This window comes from Motilibacter aurantiacus, from assembly GCF_011250645.1.
GTDB lineage: Bacteria > Actinomycetota > Actinomycetes > Motilibacterales > Motilibacteraceae > Motilibacter_A > Motilibacter_A aurantiacus.
In genome coordinates this window covers 68,308-88,948 of the sequence record NZ_JAANNO010000009.1, presented here as the reverse complement: position 1 = coordinate 88,948, position 20,641 = coordinate 68,308, and the positions used below count along the sequence as shown (strand labels likewise).

14 protein-coding genes are annotated in these 20,641 nt (G+C 74.8%); 6 read left to right on the top strand and 8 right to left on the bottom strand.

Annotated features, from left to right (window positions below; translation table 11 throughout):
• Positions 1 to 15: 15 nt before the first annotated feature.
• Positions 16 to 1,173 carry a PP2C family protein-serine/threonine phosphatase gene (locus tag G9H72_RS15760; RefSeq protein WP_231127126.1) on the bottom strand — a complete coding sequence of 386 codons (1,158 nt, stop codon included), beginning with the start codon at positions 1,171 to 1,173 and terminating at the stop codon, positions 16 to 18.
• A 95-nt stretch (positions 1,174 to 1,268) separates the two neighbouring features.
• Positions 1,269 to 1,682, bottom strand: a complete 414-nt coding sequence (locus tag G9H72_RS15755; protein ID WP_166172785.1) for an ATP-binding protein — start codon at positions 1,680 to 1,682, stop codon at positions 1,269 to 1,271.
• 125 nt (positions 1,683 to 1,807) lie between these two features.
• Between G9H72_RS15755 and G9H72_RS15750 the strand changes: the two genes are divergently transcribed.
• Positions 1,808 to 4,438 carry a SpoIIE family protein phosphatase gene (locus G9H72_RS15750; protein WP_331272351.1) on the top strand — a complete coding sequence of 877 codons (2,631 nt, stop codon included), beginning with the start codon at positions 1,808 to 1,810 and terminating at the stop codon, positions 4,436 to 4,438.
• 36 nt (positions 4,439 to 4,474) lie between these two features.
• Here G9H72_RS15750 and G9H72_RS15745 read toward each other — a convergent pair whose 3' ends face one another.
• Positions 4,475 to 6,100 carry a methyl-accepting chemotaxis protein gene (locus tag G9H72_RS15745; protein WP_166172783.1) on the bottom strand — a complete coding sequence of 542 codons (1,626 nt, stop codon included), beginning with the start codon at positions 6,098 to 6,100 and terminating at the stop codon, positions 4,475 to 4,477.
• A 225-nt stretch (positions 6,101 to 6,325) separates the two neighbouring features.
• Here G9H72_RS15745 and G9H72_RS15740 point away from each other — a divergent pair, with 225 nt between their 5' ends.
• A complete protein-coding gene (locus G9H72_RS15740) occupies positions 6,326 to 8,737 on the top strand; it encodes a PAS domain S-box protein (protein ID WP_166172781.1) in 2,412 nt (803 codons plus the stop codon).
• A 13-nt stretch (positions 8,738 to 8,750) separates the two neighbouring features.
• Here G9H72_RS15740 and G9H72_RS15735 read toward each other — a convergent pair whose 3' ends face one another.
• Both G9H72_RS15735 and G9H72_RS15730 read right to left on the bottom strand, forming a co-directional pair.
• Complete coding sequence (locus G9H72_RS15735; RefSeq protein ID WP_166172779.1) at positions 8,751 to 11,297, bottom strand: ATP-binding SpoIIE family protein phosphatase; 2,547 nt, start codon at positions 11,295 to 11,297, stop codon at positions 8,751 to 8,753.
• Positions 11,298 to 11,429: 132 nt separating this feature from the next.
• Complete coding sequence (locus tag G9H72_RS15730) at positions 11,430 to 12,242, bottom strand: formate/nitrite transporter family protein (RefSeq protein ID WP_166172777.1); 813 nt, start codon at positions 12,240 to 12,242, stop codon at positions 11,430 to 11,432.
• Between the two features lie 105 nt (positions 12,243 to 12,347).
• On the opposite strand from G9H72_RS15730, the gene G9H72_RS15725 reads away from it, so the two are divergent.
• Together G9H72_RS15725 and G9H72_RS15720 are read left to right on the top strand one after the other, a co-directional pair.
• Positions 12,348 to 13,709, top strand: a complete 1,362-nt coding sequence (locus tag G9H72_RS15725) for a DUF2254 domain-containing protein (protein ID WP_166172775.1) — start codon at positions 12,348 to 12,350, stop codon at positions 13,707 to 13,709.
• A gap of 125 nt (positions 13,710 to 13,834) precedes the next feature.
• The gene (locus tag G9H72_RS15720; RefSeq protein WP_166172773.1) at positions 13,835 to 14,812 is read left to right on the top strand and encodes an LLM class flavin-dependent oxidoreductase; all 978 of its coding nucleotides are present in this window, start codon (positions 13,835 to 13,837) and stop codon (positions 14,810 to 14,812) included.
• A gap of 44 nt (positions 14,813 to 14,856) precedes the next feature.
• On the opposite strand, the gene G9H72_RS15715 is transcribed toward G9H72_RS15720, so the two are convergent.
• Positions 14,857 to 16,311, bottom strand: a complete 1,455-nt coding sequence (locus tag G9H72_RS15715; protein ID WP_166172771.1) for an MFS transporter — start codon at positions 16,309 to 16,311, stop codon at positions 14,857 to 14,859.
• 114 nt (positions 16,312 to 16,425) lie between these two features.
• On the opposite strand from G9H72_RS15715, the gene G9H72_RS20990 reads away from it, so the two are divergent.
• Positions 16,426 to 17,094 (top strand): TetR/AcrR family transcriptional regulator, encoded by a 669-nt coding sequence (locus G9H72_RS20990; protein ID WP_196791280.1) that lies wholly within the window; start codon positions 16,426 to 16,428, stop codon positions 17,092 to 17,094.
• A 28-nt stretch (positions 17,095 to 17,122) separates the two neighbouring features.
• Here G9H72_RS20990 and G9H72_RS15705 read toward each other — a convergent pair whose 3' ends face one another.
• Both G9H72_RS15705 and larB read right to left on the bottom strand, forming a co-directional pair.
• Positions 17,123 to 19,021 carry a glycoside hydrolase family 2 protein gene (locus G9H72_RS15705; protein WP_166172769.1) on the bottom strand — a complete coding sequence of 633 codons (1,899 nt, stop codon included), beginning with the start codon at positions 19,019 to 19,021 and terminating at the stop codon, positions 17,123 to 17,125.
• A gap of 29 nt (positions 19,022 to 19,050) precedes the next feature.
• On the bottom strand, positions 19,051 to 19,782 hold the full coding sequence (gene larB, locus G9H72_RS15700; protein ID WP_407939595.1) for a nickel pincer cofactor biosynthesis protein LarB: 732 nt from the start codon (positions 19,780 to 19,782) through the stop codon (positions 19,051 to 19,053).
• Here larB and larE point away from each other — a divergent pair, their 5' ends adjacent.
• On the top strand, positions 19,783 to 20,640 hold the full coding sequence (gene larE / locus G9H72_RS15695) for an ATP-dependent sacrificial sulfur transferase LarE (RefSeq protein ID WP_166172765.1): 858 nt from the start codon (positions 19,783 to 19,785) through the stop codon (positions 20,638 to 20,640). It abuts the gene before it with no gap.
• The last annotated feature ends 1 nt before the right edge of the window (position 20,641 follow it).

The window sequence follows — 20,641 nt, the reverse complement described above, 5'->3', positions numbered from 1 at the left end:
CGGCCCTCGCACGGGTCAGGGGCCGTCGCTCGCCCGCCGGCTCGCGTCGCCGGTGAACTCGACCGCCAGCAGGGTCACGTCGTCGCTGAGGGACCCGCCCGCCCACTCGATCAGGGCCGCGCGCAGGCCGGCCAGGCCCTGCTCCAGCGTCCCGCTGCCGAGGCAGGGGGCGACCAGCCGCGAGAGGGGGAAGAACGCGGCGTCGGAGGGCCTGCGCGCCTCCGTCACCCCGTCGGTGTGGAGCAGCAGCCGGTCGCCCTCCTCGAGCCGGACGCGCACCGGGCGCGGGCGCGCGCCGATGCCCAGCGGGGGCGTGGGCCCGGACGGGGGGAGCGGCACGGCCACGCCGTCCCGCAGGAGCAGCGGGTCCGGATGACCGGCGTTGGCGACCTGCAGCTCGGCGCCGGACACCTGGAGCAGGACGGCGGTCACGAAGTCCTCCGCGTCCGCTGCCCGCGACACCGCGCGGTCCAGGTCCGTGGCGAGCTCGGTGAGGCTTGCCCGCTCGTCGGCGCGCTCCCGGAACGCCCCGAGGACGGTCGAGGCCAGCCGGACGGCGTCCAGCCCATGACCGCGCACGTCCGCGATGAGCAGCCGTTGCCCGTGCGGCGTGTCCACCGCGGCGTACACGTCGCCACCGATGGAGGCCTCCTCCTGGGCGCTGTCGTACGAGGCGGCCAGTCGCAGCGGCCCCAGCCGCTCGGGGACCGGGGGCAGGATCGTCTGCTGGGCGACGGCGGCGATGCGCAGCACGCGGGCGAGCCGGGCCTCACGGCGGACGCGGGCGCGCGCCGCGCCGACGGCGAGCGCGCCGCCGACCAGGATGGTCGCCAGGCGGGTGATCTGGTCGCCCAGGCGGCCGTCCGTGTACTGGTGGGACCACGCGCCCAGCGCGGCCCCGACGCCGAGGGAGGCGACGGCGTACGCCAGCGTGGAGACGGGGCCGACCAGGCTGGACGCCAGCAGGGGCGCGACGACGACGAGGGCGAGCACGACCGCCTTCGAGCTCGTGGCCAGCTCCAGCCCGATGACTGCCGCGATCACGGCCGCGGGCGCGACCGCCCCCGCCACGGCCCCGGCGGAGGCCGGGCGAGCGCGCTGCCGGGCCGGGGCGCCGACGGTCGTCGTCCGGTCTGAGCGGGGCGAGCCGCCCGCGACGTCAGGGGCAGTCAAGGGCGCAGCCGTCCGTACACATCAGCGGAACGCTGCCGCGCCGGTCGAAGATCCCGCGGCCGCCTCCACGCCCCGCCTGCACGGCAGCGCGACGGTCACGGAGCGCTCGTCGAGAGCGCGAACCACACCTGCTTGCGGCCCTGCCGGGTGCAGCACCCCCACTCGTCGGCCACCGCGTCGACCAGCGCCAGCCCGCGGCCGCTCTCGGCGCCCTCGTCGGCCAGCGCTGCCTCGGGTGGCGGCGGCCCGACGCACGCGGCGTCATGGTCGGCCACGCTGATCGTGACCCGCCCGTCGGCGAGCGACAGGTGGAGGTCGATCGGGGGGCGCCCGTGGCGCGCGGCGTTGCCGGCGACCTCGCTCACGGCGAGGAGGGCCTCGTCGACCCGATCGCCGACGCCCCACTGCTCGAGCGTGTCGGCGACCGCCTGCCGCGCCACGCGCGCCGCCCGCAGGTCGTCCGGAAGCTCGATCAGCCGTTCGGCGCCGTCGCGCAGCTCTCTGTCCACCGGCGGCTCCTACCCAGGCGCCCCTGCCGCTCACCCGGAGCCCCCCGCCCACCCCCGTCGGTGCCGCACAATGGTGGCGCCGCGGCCATCGGGCCGCGGCTTCGTTGTCGTAGGGGGAGCGCGCAGTGGCAGCGGACGGGGGCGGTCGACCGACGCCCACCCAGCGGGAGGCCGTCGACCTGCCCGCGCACCGGCCGCATCCGGACGGCGCGGCGGCCGCGCGGCGCCTGCTTCCCGCCCTGGGCAGCCATCCCGGGCTGGACCGGCTGTCAGGCCTCGCCGCGCAGCTGCTCCGGGCGCCTGCCGCCCAGGTGTCGTTACTCACGGACGTGCAGACCGTCGCGGGGGGTGCCGGGCTGCCGGCCGGCGCGGTGGGCAGCCAGGGAGCGCTCACCGACTCCCTGTGCACGGTGACCGCTGCGCTGGGCGGGCCGCTGGTCGTGCCCGACGCCCGGGCGGACAGCCGCGTGGCCGCCCTCCCCCCGGTCGTGACCGGGCAGGTCGCGTCCTACCTCGGCGTGCCGCTGGTCGCGGACGACGGGCAGACCGTCGGGGCGCTCTGCGTGTTCGACCCGGTGCCCCGGCCCTGGACCGATGCTGACGTCGCGGTGCTCGCCCAGCTGGCGGCGTCCGCGGTCGCCGAGCTGGAGCTGGCGGCCCTCGCGAATGAGTACGAGGCCAGCCGCGTCGCCTGGGAGCTCGCGGTGCGCGCGGGCGGCATCGGGACGTTCGACTGGGACCTCGGCTCCGGGACGCTGCGCTGGGACGACAGGCTGGTCGAGCTGTTCGGCTACGACACGGCGACGTTCACCCAGTCCATCGAGGCGTTCAACGCGCGGCTGCACCCGGACGACCTGCCCCGGGTCACGGCGGCCCTGCAGCAGGCGATCGACTGCTGCGGGGAGTACGAGGCGGACTACCGCGTGGTGCTGCCCGACGGCACGGTGCGCTGGGTGGCCGCCCGTGGCCGCGCGCTCGGCGACGCGGCCGGCATGGCCACGCGGGTGCTCGGCACGGCGTACGACATCACCGCCCGCCAGGAGGGCGAGGCCCGCGTCACCCGCGTCCTGGAGGCCATGTCCGCGGCGTTCTACTCGCTGGACCGGGACTGGCGGTTCACGTACGTCAACGCGGAAGCGGAGCGGCTGCTCGGCCGGCCGCGTGGCGAGCTGCTCGGCGGGAGCATCTGGGAGCTGTTCCCGGCCGCCGTCGGGTCGGACTTCGAGGCGAGCTACCGGCGCGCATCGGCGAGCGGCGAGCACGTCACGTTCGAGGCCTACTACCCCGAGCCGCTGAACGGCTGGTATGAGGTCCGCGTCTGGCCGAGCGGCGAGGGCATCGCGGTCTACTTCCTCGAGATCACCGCCCGGCGCGCAGCCCAGGAGCAGGCCCATCGCGCCGCCGTGCGCGCGGAGCTGCTGGGCGAGGTCACCGCGGAGCTCGCCGAGACCCTCGACCCGGAGCAGGCGGTCGCCCGGCTCGCCGAGCTCGTCGTCCCCGCCCTCGCCGACTGGTGCCTCGTCACCCTCGTCGACGACGACGAGCACGCCGGAGCCCGCCGCGGGCTGCGCGACGTCGGCTGGGCGCACGTGGACCCCAGCCTCGAGCCGCTGGTCGCCCGCTACGCGGGGCTGCGCCTCGAGGCACTGCTGGACAACTCCTTCGTCCACCGCGCCCTGCGCACCGGCCGCCCCATCGGAGCTGCGACCGGGGCCGCCGCCGCGATCCGTCGCGTCCTGCGCCCGGGGGAGGCGTACGAGCTGCTCGGCGAGCTCGCCCCCGAGTCGTTCACCGTGCTGCCGTTGCGCGGGCGCGGCCGCACGGTCGGGCTGCTCAGCCTCTTCAACGGCGCCGCGCGCGGGCGGTTCGCCCCGGATGACCTGGCGACCGCGGGTGAGGTGGCAGGCCGCGCCGGGCTCGCCCTGGACAACGCCCGGCTCTACCGCCAGCAGCGCCGCGTCGCCGAGGAGCTGCAGCGCGCGATGCTGACCGCGCCGCCCGAGCCCGACCACATGCAGGTCGTCGTGCGCTACTCCCCGGCCGCCGAGGCCACGCAGGTCGGCGGCGACTGGTACGACGCGTTCGTCCAGCCCGACGGGGCCACCGTCCTGGTGATCGGGGACGTCATCGGCCACGACGTCGTCGCGGCGGCGGCCATGGGCCAGGTGCGCGGCATCGTCCGCACGGTCGGCGCGGAGGGCAGCGACAGCCCGGCGGAGATCCTGCGCCGCGCGGACCGGGTGATGCACACCCTGCAGGTCGGCACCACCGCCACCGCCGTCGTCGCCCGGCTGGAGCAGACCGCCGACGAGCGCGCCCGCGGGGTCAGCAGGCTGCGCTGGTCGAACGCCGGCCACCCGCCGCCCATGGTCGTCAACCCCGACGGGACCGTCGTCCCGCTGGTCGGCCTGGAGGCCGACCTGCTGCTCGGGATCATGCCCGACGCCCAGCGGGTCGAGTCCGAGGTCACGGTGGACCGGGGGTCGACCGTCCTGCTCTACACCGATGGCCTGGTCGAGCGCCGGGGGCAGTCCCTCGACGCCGGGCTCGTGCAGCTGCGCGACACCCTCGCAGCGCTGGCCGCCGAGGGCGTCGGGCTCGACGAGCTGTGCGACCGCGCGCTGGCCCGGATGCTGCCCCGTCAGCCCGAGGACGACGTCGCCCTCGTCGCGGTGCGCCTGCACCGGCAGGACCGGCCCCGCCCGGTGGAGGCGGGGCCCAACCGGGTGCCGCCGTTCCTCGACCCCGAGCCCTGATCGACCCGGCCGGGCCGGGCGAGGCCGCCCGCCCGCTCAGAAGCGGAAGCGGCCCACGAGCTCGCGCAGCTCCTCCGACATCCCGGCGAGGGCGTTGGTGGCCTGCTGGGCTTCCGTGACCGCCTGAGCGGTCGACTGAGCCGCCTCGGCGACGCCGGTGATGTTGCCCGCGATCTCCTCCGAGGACGTCGCGGTGGCCGAGACGTTGCGGTTCATCTCCGACGTGGTCGCGGTCTGCTCCTCGACGGCCGAGGCGATGGTGACCTGGAAGTCGTTGATGCGGGCGATGATCGCCGCGATCTCGCCGATGGCCTCCACCGCCTCACCGGTGTCGTGCTGGATGGCCTCCACGCGGCGCCCGATGTCCTCGGTCGCCCGAGCGGTCTCCTGCGCCAGCTCCTTGACCTCGCCGGCCACGACGGCGAAGCCCTTGCCGGCCTCACCGGCGCGGGCGGCCTCGATGGTGGCGTTGAGGGCGAGCAGGTTGGTCTGCTCCGCGATCGAGGTGATGACCTTGACGACCTCGCCGATCTCGCGGGAGGAGGCCCCGAGGGAGGTGATGGTCTGGTTCGTCGCCTCGGCGACGTCGACGGCCTGGGCCGCCACGCGCGCCGCCTCGTTGGCGTTCGTGGAGATCTCCCGAATGGACGCGCCCATCTCCTCGGACCCGGCCGCGACGGTCTGCACGGTCGTGGAGACGACCCCGGCCGCCCGGGACACCACGTCGGCCTGAGCCGAGGTCTCCTCGGCGCCGGCGGCGATCTGGCTGGCGGCGGCCGACACCTGGGCAGCCGCGGCGGCCACCCCGCTGGAGGAGGCATCGATCGTGGTGACGACGCCGCGCAGGTCGGCCAGGGCGGCGTCGAGCGCGGCCCCGGTGCGCCCGACCTCGTCGGTGCCCGGCACATCGGCCGAGCGCGTCAGGTCCCCGGCCTGGAGCCCCTCGGCCGCCTGCTGCACCCGTCGGAGCCCGGACATGATGACCCGGGCGACGAGCCAGCCCAGTGCCAGCGACAGCAGAGCTCCCAGGAGCAGCGCGACGATCATCGAGAGGCGGTTGGCCTGGTACGTGTCGCGGGCGTCGCCCGCGGCCTCCGCGCCGAGCTTCTGCTCCTCGGTAACCATGGTCGCGACCGCGTCCGTCATGGCCTTGATCGTGGCCGCAGCCTCGTTGTCCCGGACCGCGGTCCACCGCTTCAGGTCGTTCGCGCGCGACGCGGGGAACAGCTCGGTGTCACGGATCCGGGTGTAGTCGGCGAGCGCGGCGCGGAAGGCGTCGAGAGCCTCGGCCTGAGCCGGGCTGGGGTTCGAGGCGGCGTACTCGTCGATGACGGCGGTCAGCTGCTGCTCGGTGTCCTCGGCCGCGGCCTCGTAGGTGTCCATCGTCGCCTGGTCGAACGAGATGCCGTGGTTGACGACGTCGAGGCGCTCCTGCACCATCAGGCGCCGCATCTTGGCCGCCTGGTCGAGGCCGGCGAAGTTCTCCGTGTAGAGAGCCTGAGCCTCCGTGTTCGTCGCGGCCAGCCCCCTGATGCCCAGCGTCCCGACCACGCAGCCGGCGAGCACCGCCACCGTGACGGCCGCGAGGATCTTCGTGCGGACGCTCAGCCCGCGAGCCCACCCTCCGCGACTGCCGACCGCAGCCTTCTCCGTCGCGCTCATCCTGCCCACCGTCCTATGTGCCGTGCGAGGTGCCGAGCCGCGAGCCCGGTCGGACTAGGGATCGGACGGTGCCCCGCCGGGCTGAGGAGAACGCCGGGCTGCCGCGGCTCCCGCGGTGGCTGCTCGGCCGCCCGACGAGAACTGCTCAGGCCGCCGCGTCAGGGGCCGATGTGAGGGTCCGTGTCGGAGCTGTCGTCGGGGGTGCCGGAGGCGCGAGTCGGGCTGATGCCACTCGTGTCGGCCTGTGCCGTTCCCGCGCTCGTCGCGGCCGTGCTGCACGCCGCCGGCAAGCCCCTCGGCCAGATCCCCGCTTTCATGCCCGGCTTCCTCGCCACCGTGCTCGTGCTCGACGTGATCACGGTCGTCCTGCTGCTCAGCCAGTACGTGTCCGGCGGGCGGGCAAGGCTCCTCGTGCTGTCCTGGGCGTACGCGTGGTCCGCGCTCATCGTCGTGCCCCACGCGCTCGTCTTCTCCGGGCTCTTCACCGCCCAGGGGCTGCTCGGCGCGACGCCCAGCAGCGCGCCCTGGCTCTGGACCGCATGGCACGTCGGGCTGCCCGCGCTCATCGGCCTCGCGCTGGCGCCGTGGCCTGCACGGCTCGAGGCCGCCCTCGACGCACTGCAGCACCGCGGCCTCGTCGTCCTGGCCAGCCTCACGGGGCTGGCCGTCGCCGCCGGCGGGGTCACGGGGCTGGTCACGGCGGGCGCCCGGCACCTGCCCGTCATCATCAGCAACGGCAGCTACGCCGTTCTCACCGACCGCTTCGGGCCGTGGATCGTCGGCGTCAACGTCGTCGCGCTCGGCGCAGCCGTCGCCGGGGTACTGGCCCGCGGGAGCAGGCGCGGGCTGGAGACCTGGGCGGTCGTCGCCGTCGTCGCGTCCTGCGGCGACGTCGTCCTCACCCTGTGGGCCACGGGGCGCTTCACCGCCGGGTGGTACGCCGCGAGGCTGCTCGCACTCGCGGCTGCGCTCGTCGTCCTCGCGTCCCTGCTCCGCGAGATCACCACCCTCTACTCGCGGCTACGTGCTCACGCCGAGACGCTGGCCGAGCAGTACGAGCAGTTGCAGGCCGCCCATGCGCTGCAGGAGCAGTTGGCGGCTCGTGAGGCCGAGCTCCGCCACGTGCTGGCGGCCAGTAGCGACGCCTTCGTCGCGGTCGACGAGGACGAGCGGATCATCGCGTGGAACCCCGCCGCCGTGCGCCTGTTCGGCTGGTCGGCCGAGCAGGCCCTCGGCCGGACGCTCCGCGCGACCATCCTGCCGACCCGGCTGGCCTCGGCGCACCACGACGGCTTCGCACGGTTCATCCGGAGCGGTGCTCCCACGCTGGCCGGCGCGGTGGAGGTGCCCGCCCGGCACCGGGACGGCGCCGAGCTCGTCGTGGAGCTGACCGTCACCCCCGTGCTGGTGGGCGGCCGATGGCGGGTCTACGCGGCGATCCGCGACGTCACCGAGCGTCGCCGGCTCGAGCAGGAGCTGCGGTCGCTGGCCGGGATCGTCTCCGGTGCCCGCGACGCCATCGTCTCCGTCGACCTCGAAGGAACCATCACGTCGTGGAACCGAGCTGCCGAGCAGCTCTACGGCTACGGCGCCGACGCCGTCGTCGGCGCGCAGGTGGCGACGCTCGCCCCCGCCGGCGACGACCAGCTCGCCGGGTGGCTGCAGCGGGCCGTCGCGGGCGAGCACGTCGATCCCCTCGACAGCACCGGCCGGCGCCGGGACGGCTCGACGGTCGAGGTGTCCGTCGCCGTGTCGCCGGTGCTCGACGCGGCCGGAGAGGTCGTCGGCGCCTCCATCGCCTCCCGTGACATCACCGAACGGCAGGCCGACCGGAGGCGCCTGGCCGCGGCGAACGCCGACCTCGGGGCCGCGAACTCCGCGCTGCAGCAGGTCAACGCGGAGCTCGACCGCTTCACCGCGAGCGTGGCGCACGACCTGAAGAACCCGATCACGACCGTCGCCGGTTATGCCGAGCTCCTCCACGACCTCGGGGACTTCGACGCGGACAGCGTCGAGGCCACGGCGGTCGCCGCGATCCAACGCGGCGCCGACCGCATGCGCGCACTCATCGACGGCCTGCTGGCCTACGCGCGCGCGAGCAGTGCGCCCCTCGCCCTCGAGCCCGTGGACGTCAATCAGGTCGTCGAGGAGGTCGCGCTCGACCTCGCACCGCTCCTCGAGCGGTCGGGCGGCGCCCTGCGCGCCGGCGCGCTGCCCATCGTCGCGGCCCACCCCGTCCTGTTGCGCCAGGTGCTGGCGAACCTGATCGGCAACGCGGTCAAGTACGTCGCGCCCGGAGTGCCGCCGCGGGTGGACCTCACGGCTCGCCCCACGGGCGACGGTTGGGCGATCGAGATCGCGGACAACGGGATCGGGATCCCGGCCGACGCCAGGGACAAGGTCTTCCGCATGTTCCACCGTGAGCCGACGTCCGGCTACGAGGGCACCGGGATCGGCCTCGCCACGTGCCGGCGGATCGTCGAGCGGCACGCGGGCCGGCTGTGGATCGACGACAGGCCGGCCGACGAGGAGGGCGCGCCGGCCCAGGGCTCGGTCCTGCACCTCTGGCTGCCGCTGGCGTCGACGGGCCCGGAGCCGGTAGGCCCGCCGGCGGCGGCGCTGCGCGCGAGCGCGTGAGCCCACGGCCACCTCAGTCGAGCGGGCCGGGCCAGGGCGTCGCGCTGCGGCCGGCCAGCTGACGCTCGCACTCCTCGATCGCCCACGCGTCGAGCTCGGCGACACCGGAGGGCGTCCGCTCGGTCAGGAGCTCGCCGGTGGCGGTCGCGCGGCGCACCTGATCGAGCGCCCCGGCGGCGGCTGCCAGCAGCTCCTCCGGTCGCTCGCCCAGGGAGAGGAGCAGGTCCGCCGTCCTGTCCCCTCGGGTGAAGGCCGCGAGCAGGGTGTCCTCGACGCCGGGGCCGCCACCGGTCACGTCCTGCACGCGCAGCCGCCGGGTGTAGACGTCGGCGAGGAGCTCGGCCGCCGCTCGGGTCGCCGCCGCGTCCGCGTCCCTGGGTGCGTGCAGGACGCGCAGCTGGCACTCGCGCAGCAGCGACCGGTAGTGCTCGCGGGCCCGCATCCCGAGCCGGACGGGGTAGCGCAGGAGGAGAGCGGCCGCGCGCGGCGGAGCGTCGTCGGGCCCGGTCCCGTCGCGGGGCACGCCGTCGAGCAGGCCGGCGTCGAGGTCGGCGTCGAGGTCGGCGTCGAGCAGCTCGGCAAGGTCGGCGAGCCACGCGTCGCCGGCTCCGGCGCCGCGTCCGGCGGACTCCTCGGTCAGCTCGCACCAGACGACCTTCCCGCCGGCGGGGCTCGGGTCGCTGCCCCACCGCTCGCTGAGCTCGGCGACGAGCGCGAGCCCCCTGCCCGTTCCGGCGGAGGCGCTGTGCACCAGGAGCCGAGGGTGGCTGTCCGAGCGGTCGCGCACCCCCAGGCGCAGCACGCCCTGCTCCAGTGCGAGGCTCACCGCGATCTCGGTGCCGCCGCCGTGCAGGACCGCGTTCGTCACCAGCTCGGTCAGGCAGAGCTCGGCGGCTTCGAGGAGGTCGTCGCCCGGGGGCGGGACCGTCTCGCGCAGCAGCCGGCGGGCTGCGCCGGCGCTCGCCGGCACGGCCGGCAGCGTCGTCCACTGCTGGTCCGCGGCGGCGTGAGCGGGGCGGTGCAGCAGGACGACGGTCCGGTCGTCCTGCGGCCGGGCGCGAGCGGGTCCCGCGGCAGGGGAGGGGTCCGCCAGGACGGCGTCGATCACGGAGCCGAGGTCCAGGGAGCCCTCTGCGCGCGCGGTGGTCCTGGTCGCGTCGCCCAGGTGCTCGACCAGCCGCTCGACGCCGGACACCCGCGCCTCGCCCACCGCGGTGCCGGACACCCCGTCCGTGGTGACCGCGAGGGTGCCGTGCGGCGGCAGCACCGCCGAAGCCGTGGCCCACCGGCCGGGCACGGGCCCGAGCAGCGGCCCGGTCGGGGGAAGGCGCTCGACCGCGCCCGTGGAGAGCAGCACGGCGGCCGGGTGCCCGGCGCTCGCGTACCGCAGAGCGCCGCCCGGCAGGTCAACCGTCGCGAGGAAGACGCTGAGGAAGCCCTCGCCCGTGTCGCCCAGCTCCTCGGCGAGGCGCGCGACTGCCCCGGCGGGGTCGAGGCCGTGCCGCACGGCGCCGGCGAGGACGTGCTTCGCCCGCAGCGCGACCAGCCCCGCCTGCGGGCCGTGGCCGGCGGCGTCCGCGACGAGCACGGCCACCTGCTGTGGGCTGACGGCGAAGACGTCGTACACGTCGCCGGGGACGTCCCCCTCCGCGGGAACGGTCCTGCCGGCCCACCGCAGCCCCGCCGGCAGTGCCCCAGCCGTCGGCGCGAGCTCCGCGCTGATCGCCGCCACGCTGGGCGCTTCCTGAGCCAGTGCCTGCTGCGCGCGGGCGGCGGACTCCTCGTTGCGCACCGCCGTCCTGCGCAGTTGCTCCGCGGACCGCGCGACCGCGCGTACGTCGGGGTCCCCGGTCGGGATGGGGACCTGCCCCGAGCGGGGATCGCGGGCGGCCGCTTCCGCCCGGGGCCGCAGCCGGCGCAGCGGGCCGAGGACACGGCGCTGCACCTGGGTCGACAGGGCCGCAGCGAGCAGGAGGGCCAGCATCGCGCTGGCCACCACGATCGCGTTGGCCAGGTCCGCGGACCGGCGGGTCTGGTCGTTGACCCGGTCGGCTTCCGCGTCCAGGTGCCCCTGCAGGTCCGCGACCAGCGCACGCAGCCGGTCGAAGCGGACCTTGCCCGTGCGGTTGGTGACCAGCGCGACCGACCGGGCCTCGTCCCCCGCCCGCCGGTACGCGATCTCCGGCTCCGCGGCGTTCTGCCGCCAGTCCTCGGCCGCGGCGAGGACCTCGTCCAGCCGGTCGGAGAGCGCCCGGTCCTCCCGCCACAGGCGGCCGAGGTCGGAGGCGAGCCGCGCCTGTTCCCGGCGCCCGGCGACGTACGGCTCGAGGAACTCCTCGGCGCCGGTCACCACGAAGCCACGGACGCCGGTCTCCTGGTCCACGAAGGCCTTCGACAGGGCCGCCAGCTGCGTGCGCGCCGGGGTCAGCTGCTCGTCGACCCGCTCCTGCCGGCTGCTGCGCTGAGCGGACAGCACGGAGCCCGCCGCGGCGTCCACGAGGAGCAGGCCGAGCAGGGCGGCGACCAGCGCCGCCCTGGCGGTCGGTCTCCGCCGGATCACGAGCACCTCCTACCCTGTCGCTCGGCGCCGCTTCGGCGTCGCCTTCCATGTCCCCGAGTGGGTGTCGAGCATGTCGCAACCCGGCGCGTGCGCCACCCGGCACGCCTCGCGGGGCCCTTTCTCGCGCGTGCGTCAGCGCGCCGCCCGCTCCTGCTGCACCCGCTCCTTGGTGCGCACCAGGCGCAGCAGGGTGACCAGGCCGAGCCCGCCGGCGACGTTGAGCAGGGCGGTGTACCAGAACCACTGCAGCCAGTCGAGGTAGCCGTAGGGAGCCGAGCCGCCGGCCAGCGCGGTGAAGATCAGCAGCGAGTCCAGGACCGAGTGGAAGACCTGCGTCCCGGCCAGGACGAACCCGCCGGCCACCGCTGCCACCACCCGCGCGATGTCCGAGTCCGTGCCGTGCTGCATCCGGGTCATCAGCGTGATCGCGGCGCCCGCGAGCACGGCCAGGCACGCGGTGCGCAGCGAGAGCCCGGCGGTGGCGTAGTGGGCGGCGGTCTCGACCGCCAGTGCATGCAGGTGGGGGAAGGCGTGCGCGATGAGCCAGGCCATCACCCAGCCGCCGATCAGGTTCGCGACGAGGGTGACCCCCCAGAGCCGGGCCAGCGCGGAGGGACGGCCGCGCTTCGCCGCGACGGCGGTGACGGGCACCAGGAAGCCCTCGGTGAACAGCTCGCTGTCGGCCAGCAGCAGCGCGACGAACCCGATGGAGAAGGCGAGCGCGCCGAGCAGTGTGCTGCCGGTCTGCTCGATGACGACGAGCATCGCGAGCAGGCCGACGGCCACGTCGATGCCGCCCATGAGTCCGGTGCTCACGAGCGCCTTCCACGTCCGGTCCAGCCGTTGCTCGCCCTCGTCGGCCAGCCGGTCGAAGGCGTCGTCGACGGCCGACTCGAGCCGGGCGTCGTTGTCCTGGCTGGACTCGCTGGTGCGCTGGGTGCTCACGGCGGACCCGACTACCCGGCCCCGCCCTCGCGAAGCGCCCGGAGCGGCTGGAGCATCCGTCGCGGGCGGGCGTGATTCCCGCCGGGGACGGGGTAGCGGGCGCGGGTGGCGAGGGCGACGGGCCGGAACGTGCGGCGGGCCGAGGAGTCCCGGGCGGAGCTGTGGCTGTGGCCGGTGGCGGCGGGGGCGATGGCTCTCGGCGCAGGGCTGCTGCTGTCACCGCTACGTCCGGACGAGGGCACGTGGCTCGCCCGGTGGGCGTGGCCGGGCGACGTCGACGCCGCGTCGGCGATGCTCCAGACGCTGACGGCCGCGTCCATCGCGACGATCACGCTGACCTTCAGCCTGACCGTCGTGGCCCTCCAGCTGGCGTCGCAGCAGTTCTCGCCGCGGCTGCTGCGCGACTTCACCAGGGACCGTGTCACGAAGTCCGTGCTCGCGGTCCTCGTGGCGACCTTCGTCTTCGCCGTCACGGTCCTGCGCGGGCTGGACGCCGAGCGCGAGGTCCCGGTGCCCGCCCTCCTCGTCGCGTTCGCCCTGGGGGTCGCCTCCGTCATCGCCGTCCTCGTCTTCATCGACCACATCGTCCGCCTGCTGCGGGTCGACACGATGATGCGGGTCGTCCACGACGAGGCCGCGCGCGCGATCGCCACCTTCTACCCGGCGTACGACGACGACCGCCCACGTGCGCCGGACGAGCTCGGGCCCGTCGACCTCGGCGAGGGCGCCCTGGTGGTGGCGCGCCGCAGCGGGTTCGTCCGGCTCGTCGACGTCGACACGCTGGTCGACCTCGCCGCGGCCCACCGCGTCCGCGTCTGGGTCGAGTCCCGGCCGGGCGACCACGTCACCGTCGGGGCGCCCGTGGCGACCCTGCTCGCGGCCGACGGAGGGGCGCAGCGGCTGGGCGACGAGGGCCTGCGGCGGGCGGTCGCCGAGGCCGTCGTCCTCGGCTACGAGCGCACCATCGAGCAGGACGCGGCGTTCGGCTTCCGGCAGCTGACCGACATCGCGGTGAAGGCGCTCTCCCCGGGGATCAACGACCCGGTGACCGCCGTCCACGCCGTCGGGTACGCCAGTGACCTGCTGGTGGCGCTCACGGGACGGCACCTGGGCCCGACCCTGCACGCGGACGCCGACGGCACGGGGCGGGTCGTCGTCGGGGACCGCGATCTGCGCTACTACCTGGACCTGGTGTGCGGACAAGTGCGCCGCTACGGGGCGCGCGAGCCCACCGTCCTGGTGGCGCTGCTGCGCATGCTGCGCGACGTCGCGGTGAACGCCCGCGACGAGGGTCAGCGTGCCGAGGTGAGCCGGCAGGTCGCGCTCGTGATGGACGAGATGCCCGACTCCCTCACCAAGGCCGACGTCGACGGCGTCGTCGACCTGGCCACCCGGGTACGCGCGGCGCTGGACGGCGACGTCGGAGGGGCCTACCGCGACCGCAGCGGGGAGACGCGCTCGCTGTGACCCCCGCCTGACCGACGGCGGCGAAGGGCGACGTCGGTCGGCGCGCGGCAAGGGTCACCCCGAGCCGGGGAAGGAGTTCGGCGGTCACGGGCGTTCCCCGGGAAGACCGATCGAAAGGCCCCCGCATGCGCATGCCGCTGTCCGTCCTCGACCTCGCCCCCATCGCCCGCGGTGAGTCCGCGAGCAGCAGCTTCGCGGCCAGCGTCGCGCTGGCCCAGCGGGCGGAGGAGCTCGGCTACCGCCGGGTCTGGTACGCCGAGCACCACAACATGCCCACCATCGCGTCGTCGGCGACCAGCGTGCTCATCGCCCACGTCGGGGCGCACACGTCGACGATCCGGCTCGGCGCCGGCGGCGTGATGCTGCCGAACCACTCCCCGCTGGTGATCGCGGAGCAGTTCGGCACGCTCGACGCGATGTACCCCGGCCGGATCGACCTCGGGCTCGGCCGCGCCCCCGGCTCGGACCAGAACACGATGTACGCCCTGCGCCGGGACGCCGGCTCGGCCGACGCCTTCCCGCAGGACGTGCTGGAGCTGCAGGCGTACCTCAGCGGCCAGTCCCGGGTCCCGGGAGTGGACGCGGTCCCCGGCAAGGGCTCGAACGTGCCGCTCTACGTGCTCGGCTCGTCGCTGTTCGGTGCTCAGCTCGCCGCGGCGCTCGGGCTGCCGTACGCGTTCGCCAGCCACTTCGCGCCGCAGGCCCTCGAGGCAGCGGTGTCGCTCTACCGCCGCGAGTTCACGCCGTCCGCGCAGCTCGCCGCGCCGTACGTCATCGCGGGGGTCAACGTCATCGCGGCGGACACCACGAGCGCCGCCAACGACAGCCTCGAGGCCGTCCGGCGCACGATGGCGGTGGGGCTCTTCGGGCGGGGCCGCAGCTTCACCGACGACCAGGCCGACGAGCTGCTGCGCCAGGGCGCCGGGCGGCACGTGGACCAGATGTTCACCTACGCCGCCGTCGGCACCCCGCTCGAGGTCGGTGACTACCTCGAGCGGTTCCGCAAGCAGGCCGATGCCGACGAGCTGATCACCGTCCACCAGGCCCCGACGACCGAGGCCCGGCTGCGCTCGCTCACCCTGACCGCGGAGGCGATGGGCTAGCTGTACTGCCCAGGAAGGTCGATCAACCTCCCTGGGCAGGACAGCTAGGCCTGCTGCCGGGCCCGCCCCGGGAGCAGGGCACCGGCGACCCCGGCCAGCACGAGGATCCCCGCCGAGACGAGCAGGCCGCGGCCGTACCCGGCCGTCAGCGCCTCGGCGACCGGCCGGCCGGCGTCGCGCAGCCCGGCGGCATGCGTGTTCGCGATCGTCGACAGCACGGCGAGCCCGACCGCGCCGCCGACCTGGCGGGACGTGTTGAGCAGCCCGGACGCGAGCCCCGCCTCGCGGGGGCCGACACCGGCGGTGGCGGCGACGGTCATCGGCACCATCGTCAGGCCGAGCCCGAGCGAGAGCGCGATGGTCGCGGGCAGGACGTCGGTGGCGTAGGAGCCGTCGGCCGAGAACCGGGAGAGCCAGGCGAGGCCGGTGGCCGTGAGCAGCGGGCCGACGACCAGCAACGGGCGCGGGCCGACCCGGCGGACCAGCTTGCCGGAGATCTGCGAGGCGATCACGATCGAGACGCTGCTGGGCAGGAAGGCGAAGCCGGCCGCGAGCGGGCTGTACCCGTGCACCTGCTGCAGGTACAGCGTGAGGAAGAACCAGTAGGCGAACATGCCGCCGCCCACGAACGCGGCGACGCCGTTGGCCGCAGAGAGCGCCCGCAGCCGGAAGATCGCGAGCGGCACGAGCGGCTGGCGCGACCGCGACTCGACGAGGAGGAACACGCCCAGCAGCGCGATGCCCGCCACGAGCGGGACGAGGGTGCGGGCCGAGCCCCAGGCGTACGTGTCGGTGCTGACGATCGCGTACACGATCGCCGTGAGGCCGAGCGTCACCGTCGCGGTGCCGGGGATGTCGAGGCTGCGCACGCCGCGGGCCTGGCCCTTGGACTCGAGCAGGACCACGACCGCGCCCACCAGGAGCGCGAGGCCGATGGGCCCGTTGACGAAGAGCACCCACCGCCAGGACAGCAGGTCCGTGAGGACGCCGCCGGCCAGGGCCCCCAGCGCGCCGCCGGCCCCCACCACGGACCCCCAGATGCCGAGGGCGCGGGCCCGGGCGTGCGGCTCGGTGTACGTGGTGGTGAGCAGGCTGAGCGTGGCCGGCGCGAGGACGGCGCCGCCGAGGCCCTGCACGGCGCGCGCGGCGACGATCGTGGCCTCGTCCTGGGCGAAGCCACCCACCAGGCTCGCCAGCGTGAAGACGACGAGGCCGAACAGGAAGACGCGCTTGCGGCCGAAGAGGTCCGCGGCCCGCCCGCCGAAGAGCAGGAACCCGGCGAACGTCAGCGTGTAGGCGTTGACCACCCACTGCAGCCCGTCGGTGGTCAGCCGGAGGTCGTGCTGCATCGACGGGAGCGCGACGTTCACGATGGAGACGTCGAGGATGACCATGAACTGCGCGGCGCAGGCGATGAGCAGCACCGCCCAGCTCGGGAAGTGGGCGTGCGTGTTGCCGTGCGTGTGCGCCACGGGGGGCGGTGCGGTCTGCGTGGTCATGAGTCCCTCGTCCTGCTGGTTGCCTGCTGCAACAGTAGAGCTGCTACAGCGTTGTGACCAACTCAAGAACTCATCCGGCCTATTCCTGGAGCAACTCGCGGTACCGTGGAGGGCATGGAGGACACGCCCGGCCGCCGCGAGCGCAAGAAGCTCGCCACCCGGCAGGCGATCCTGGACGCCGCCCGCCCGCTGTTCCTCGAGCGCGGGTTCGACCCGGTGACGATCGCCGAGGTCGCGGATGCCGCCGACGTGTCCGTGGCGACGGTCTTCAACCACTTCCGCACCAAGGAAGACCTCGTCTTCTGGAACCAGCCCGCCGACGAGCGCGCGCTGGCCGATGCGGTCCGTGCGGCCGGGCCGGGGGAGCGCGTGCTGGACGCCGTCCGCCGCTACGAGGAGCAGCGCGTCACGGCCAAGCAGGAGCCGGACGCGATGGCCGGATACCGCCGCTTCCTCACCGTCCTCGCCGGCAGCGAGACCCTGCGGGCGCGCGAGCGGTGGATCGAGGTACGCCGCCGCGAGGAGCTCCAGGCGGCCCTGGCCGAGGTCCTCGGGCCGGGTGCCGGCGAGGTCGAGGTCGAGCTGCTCGCCGGGCAGCTGGTCGCCGCCCACCGTGCGATCGACACTGTCGTACGCCGCGGGATCCTGGCGGGGGACGGGCCGGCCCGGCTGCGCGGGGCGGCGACGGCCGCGGTCGAGGAGGTGTTCGCGGCGCTGGAGGCCGGGGCGGGCCGGCACCGCTCGGCCGCGCAGGGCACGGGCGGACCCGGCACGAGCCCTTAGGCCGTCAGCGCGGTGGCCCCGCCCGGCCTCACACCTCCGGCCGTCCCGACGGCCCTGTGCTGGACCCTGTGCTCGCTTCTTGGTCCACCCGCTCCTGGGGGCCGACCGGGTAGTCACCGAACTCGAACTCGAACGCTCCGATCGCGTCGGCCGGCACGGCGGCGGAGGTGCGCCGGTTGATGGCGCAGAGCTCCTCGGGCGGGAGCTTCGGCGCCCGGTCGTCGGTCAGCAGCCCGTTCTTCTCCTGCAGGGTGTCGGTGAGCTGGGTGTAGCAGAAGCCGGTGAGCGCGGGGCTGTCGAGCAGCGCGTCGACGAGCGCTCGGTAGCGCTCCAGGAACTCGGTCCTGTCGTGCACCGAGCCGTACCCGTGCCAGGTCTCGCCGTCGCCGCCCACGTCGTACGTGATCCCGCCGAACTCCGTCACCATCACCGGCTCGTCGCCGCGCCGCGTGCCCGGGAGCAGGACCGAGCGGTAGCCGGGCTGGCTGCGCTGCAGCGTCCGCTCGACGCACTCGTAGTCCCCGTAGCGCGCGCGCAGCGTCGCGGCCTCCCGGCTGTAGTCGTGGATCGTGAGCACGTCCGACACGACCTGCTCCCAGCCGTCGTTGCCGATCACAGGGCGGGTGTGGTCGATCGAGCGGGTCAGGAAGTAGAGGGAGCGGACGAAGTCGCGCTGCTCGGCACGCTCGCGCAGTGCCGGCACGCCCCAGCTCTCGTTGACCGGCACCCACGCGATCACCGACGGGACGCTGTAGTCACGGTCGAGGGCCTCCAGCCACTCGCGGGTGACGCGCTGGACCGTGCGCTCGGAGAACTCGTACGCCGCCGGCATCTCCGCCCAGACCATGAGCCCGAGGCGGTCGCACCAGTGCAGGAAGCGCGGGTCCTCGATCTTCTGGTGCACCCGGACGCCGTTGAAGCCCAGGCTCTTGGCCAGCTCGACCTCCCGGCGCAGCGCGTCGGCGTCGGGTGCGGCCAGGTGGCTCTCCGGCCAGTACCCCTGCGCGAGCACGAGGCGGAGGAAGTAGGGCTGGCCGTTGAGCAGGAACCGGCCGTCGCTCGTGCGGACCGTGCGCATGGCGGTGTAGCTGCGGACGCTGTCGACCGTTCCCTCGTCGAGCAGCTCGAGGTCCGCGTCGATGAGGTTCGGGTGCTCCGGCGACCAGAGCACGTCGTGCCGGCGCAGGCTCATCCCGGACTGCGGAAGGTAGACCTCGACGTCGAGGTCCTGCCCGGTCAGCGTGTGCACGGAGTCCGCGACGACCTGGCCGTGCTGGGTGAGCCGGGCACGCAGCCGCAACGGCCGCCCGGGCTCCGTCCGGCGTACGCGGACCTGCATCCGCAGCGCGCACCGGTCGACGTCCGGGGTCCAGCGCACCGTCTCGATGTAGGTCTCGGGCACCTCCTCCACCCAGACCGGCTGCCAGATCCCCGTCGTCCGGGCGTACCAGATCGCGTGCGGCTGCTCCTCCCAGTCCTGCTTGCCGCGCGGCTGCTGCAGGTCGCCGGGACGGTCCTCGGCCCGGACGACGATCTCGTGGGAGTCGCCGGGGCGCAGCGCCGAGGTGACGTCGGCGCCGAAGGGGGTGTGGCCGCCCTCGTGTGTGACGACGAGCTGCCCGTCGACCCACACCGAGGCCCGGTAGTCCACCGCCCCGAAGCGGAGCAGCAGCCGCCGTCCCGGCGCGAGCCGGTGGGTGAGCTCCCGGCGGTACCAGACGACCGGGTGAAAGCCGGGATCCGCGATGCCGCTCGCGGCCGACTCGGGCGGGAACGGCACCTCGATCACCCGGTCGAAGGCCTCCGGGCGCTCGGGCCAGCGCTCGAGCAGGCCGACGTCGGCGTCGTCGTACGCGAACTGCCAGGTGCCCGTCAGGTCGATCCATGGCTCACGGGTCAGCTGGGGCGTCGGGTGCAGGGTCGGCATGGGCGCGGGCGTGCCCGGTGCGCGACCCGCTAACCGTGAGCGGGCGGAGCGATCTGCGCGGCCGCGCGGAGCGCCCCGACGGTGCGGGCGATGCGCGCGGCCGCGACCCCGGCGCCGTACCCGTTGTCCACGTTGACCACCGTGGCGCCGGGGGAGCAGGAGTTCAGCATCGCCAGCAGGGCCGTGAGCCCGTCCATCGACAGTCCGTAGCCGACGCTGGTGGGCAGCGCGATGAGCGGCGTGGCGACCAGCCCGCCGAGGACGCTGGGCAGGGCGCCCTCCATCCCGGCCACGGCCACCACGACGTCGGCGGCCCGGATGTCGTCCAGCCGGGCGAGCAGCCGGTGCAGGCCGGCGATCCCGACGTCGCTGACGAGGTCGGCCCCGGCGCCGTGCACCCGCACGGTGGTGAGGCACTCGCGGGCGACGTCCAGGTCGGACGTGCCGGCGGCCACGACGGCCACCCGGCCCACCGGGGCGGGCAGCGGGCCCACCACCACCGTGCCGGCGACCCGGTCGATCGTCGCCCGGTCGCCCAGCGAGTCCGCGCACGCCAGCACCGCCTCCTCCTGGCAGCGCGTCGCCAGGACGGCCCGGTCGGGGTGCGCCTCCGCGAGCCGTCGCAGGATCGCGACCACCTCGTGGGGCCGCTTCCCTTGGGCGAAGACGACTTCGGGGTCACCGGTGCGCGCCGCCCGGGCCGTGTCGACACAAGCGAATCCGAGATCGGCAAAACCCGTGTCCGGTGGGAGGATCGGCACATGGTCGACGTGCTCATCGACGCGGACGGGGCGGCCGGCGCCGCCGAGCGGCTGTCGGGCTGGTTCAACGGTCATGGATGCGTCCTCGTCGCGTTCTCGGGTGGGGCCGACTCGGCTCTGGTCCTCGCTGCCGCCGCCCGTACGCTCGGGCCCGGCTCCGTCGTGGCGGCCACGGCCAGCTCGGACTCCTTGCCCGAGGTGGAGGCCCGTGCCGCCGAGATCTTCGCACGGGAGCTCGGGGTCGAGCACCTGCTCGTGCGGACGGACGAGATGTCCGTCGACGGCTACCGTGCGAACGCCGGGAACCGCTGCTACTTCTGCAAGTCGACGTTGTTGGACACTGTCGGCCCGATCGCCCGCGAGCGCGGAGCCGTCGTGCTCACCGGCACCAACGCCGACGACCGGGTGGCGGGCTTCCGCCCGGGCATGCGGGCGGCTGCCGAGCGGGGCGCCCGCGAGCCGCTGGCCGAGTGCGGGATGTCCAAGCCGATGGTTCGTGCGGTCAGCCGCCTGTGGGGGCTGCGCACCTGGGACAAGCCGGCCGCGGCCTGCCTGTCCAGCCGCATCGCCTACGGACTGGAGATCACCCCGGCCCGGCTGCACCGCGTGGGCAGGGCAGAGGCAGGCCTGCGTGAGCTCCTGGCCGCCTCCGGCCTTCCGCGGGGGAACGTCCGGGTGCGCGACCTCGGCGACGAGGCCCGGGTCGAGGTCGACGAGGAGATCGTCTCGGCCGTGCAGGGGCTCCGGGCTCTCAGTGGCGTGTTGCAGGAAGCAGGCTTCTCTGAAGCGTTCAACGTACGAGCCTTCACATCCGGCTCGCTGAATGCGATGCTTCAAGCCCCCGCCAGTTGGAGTTGAC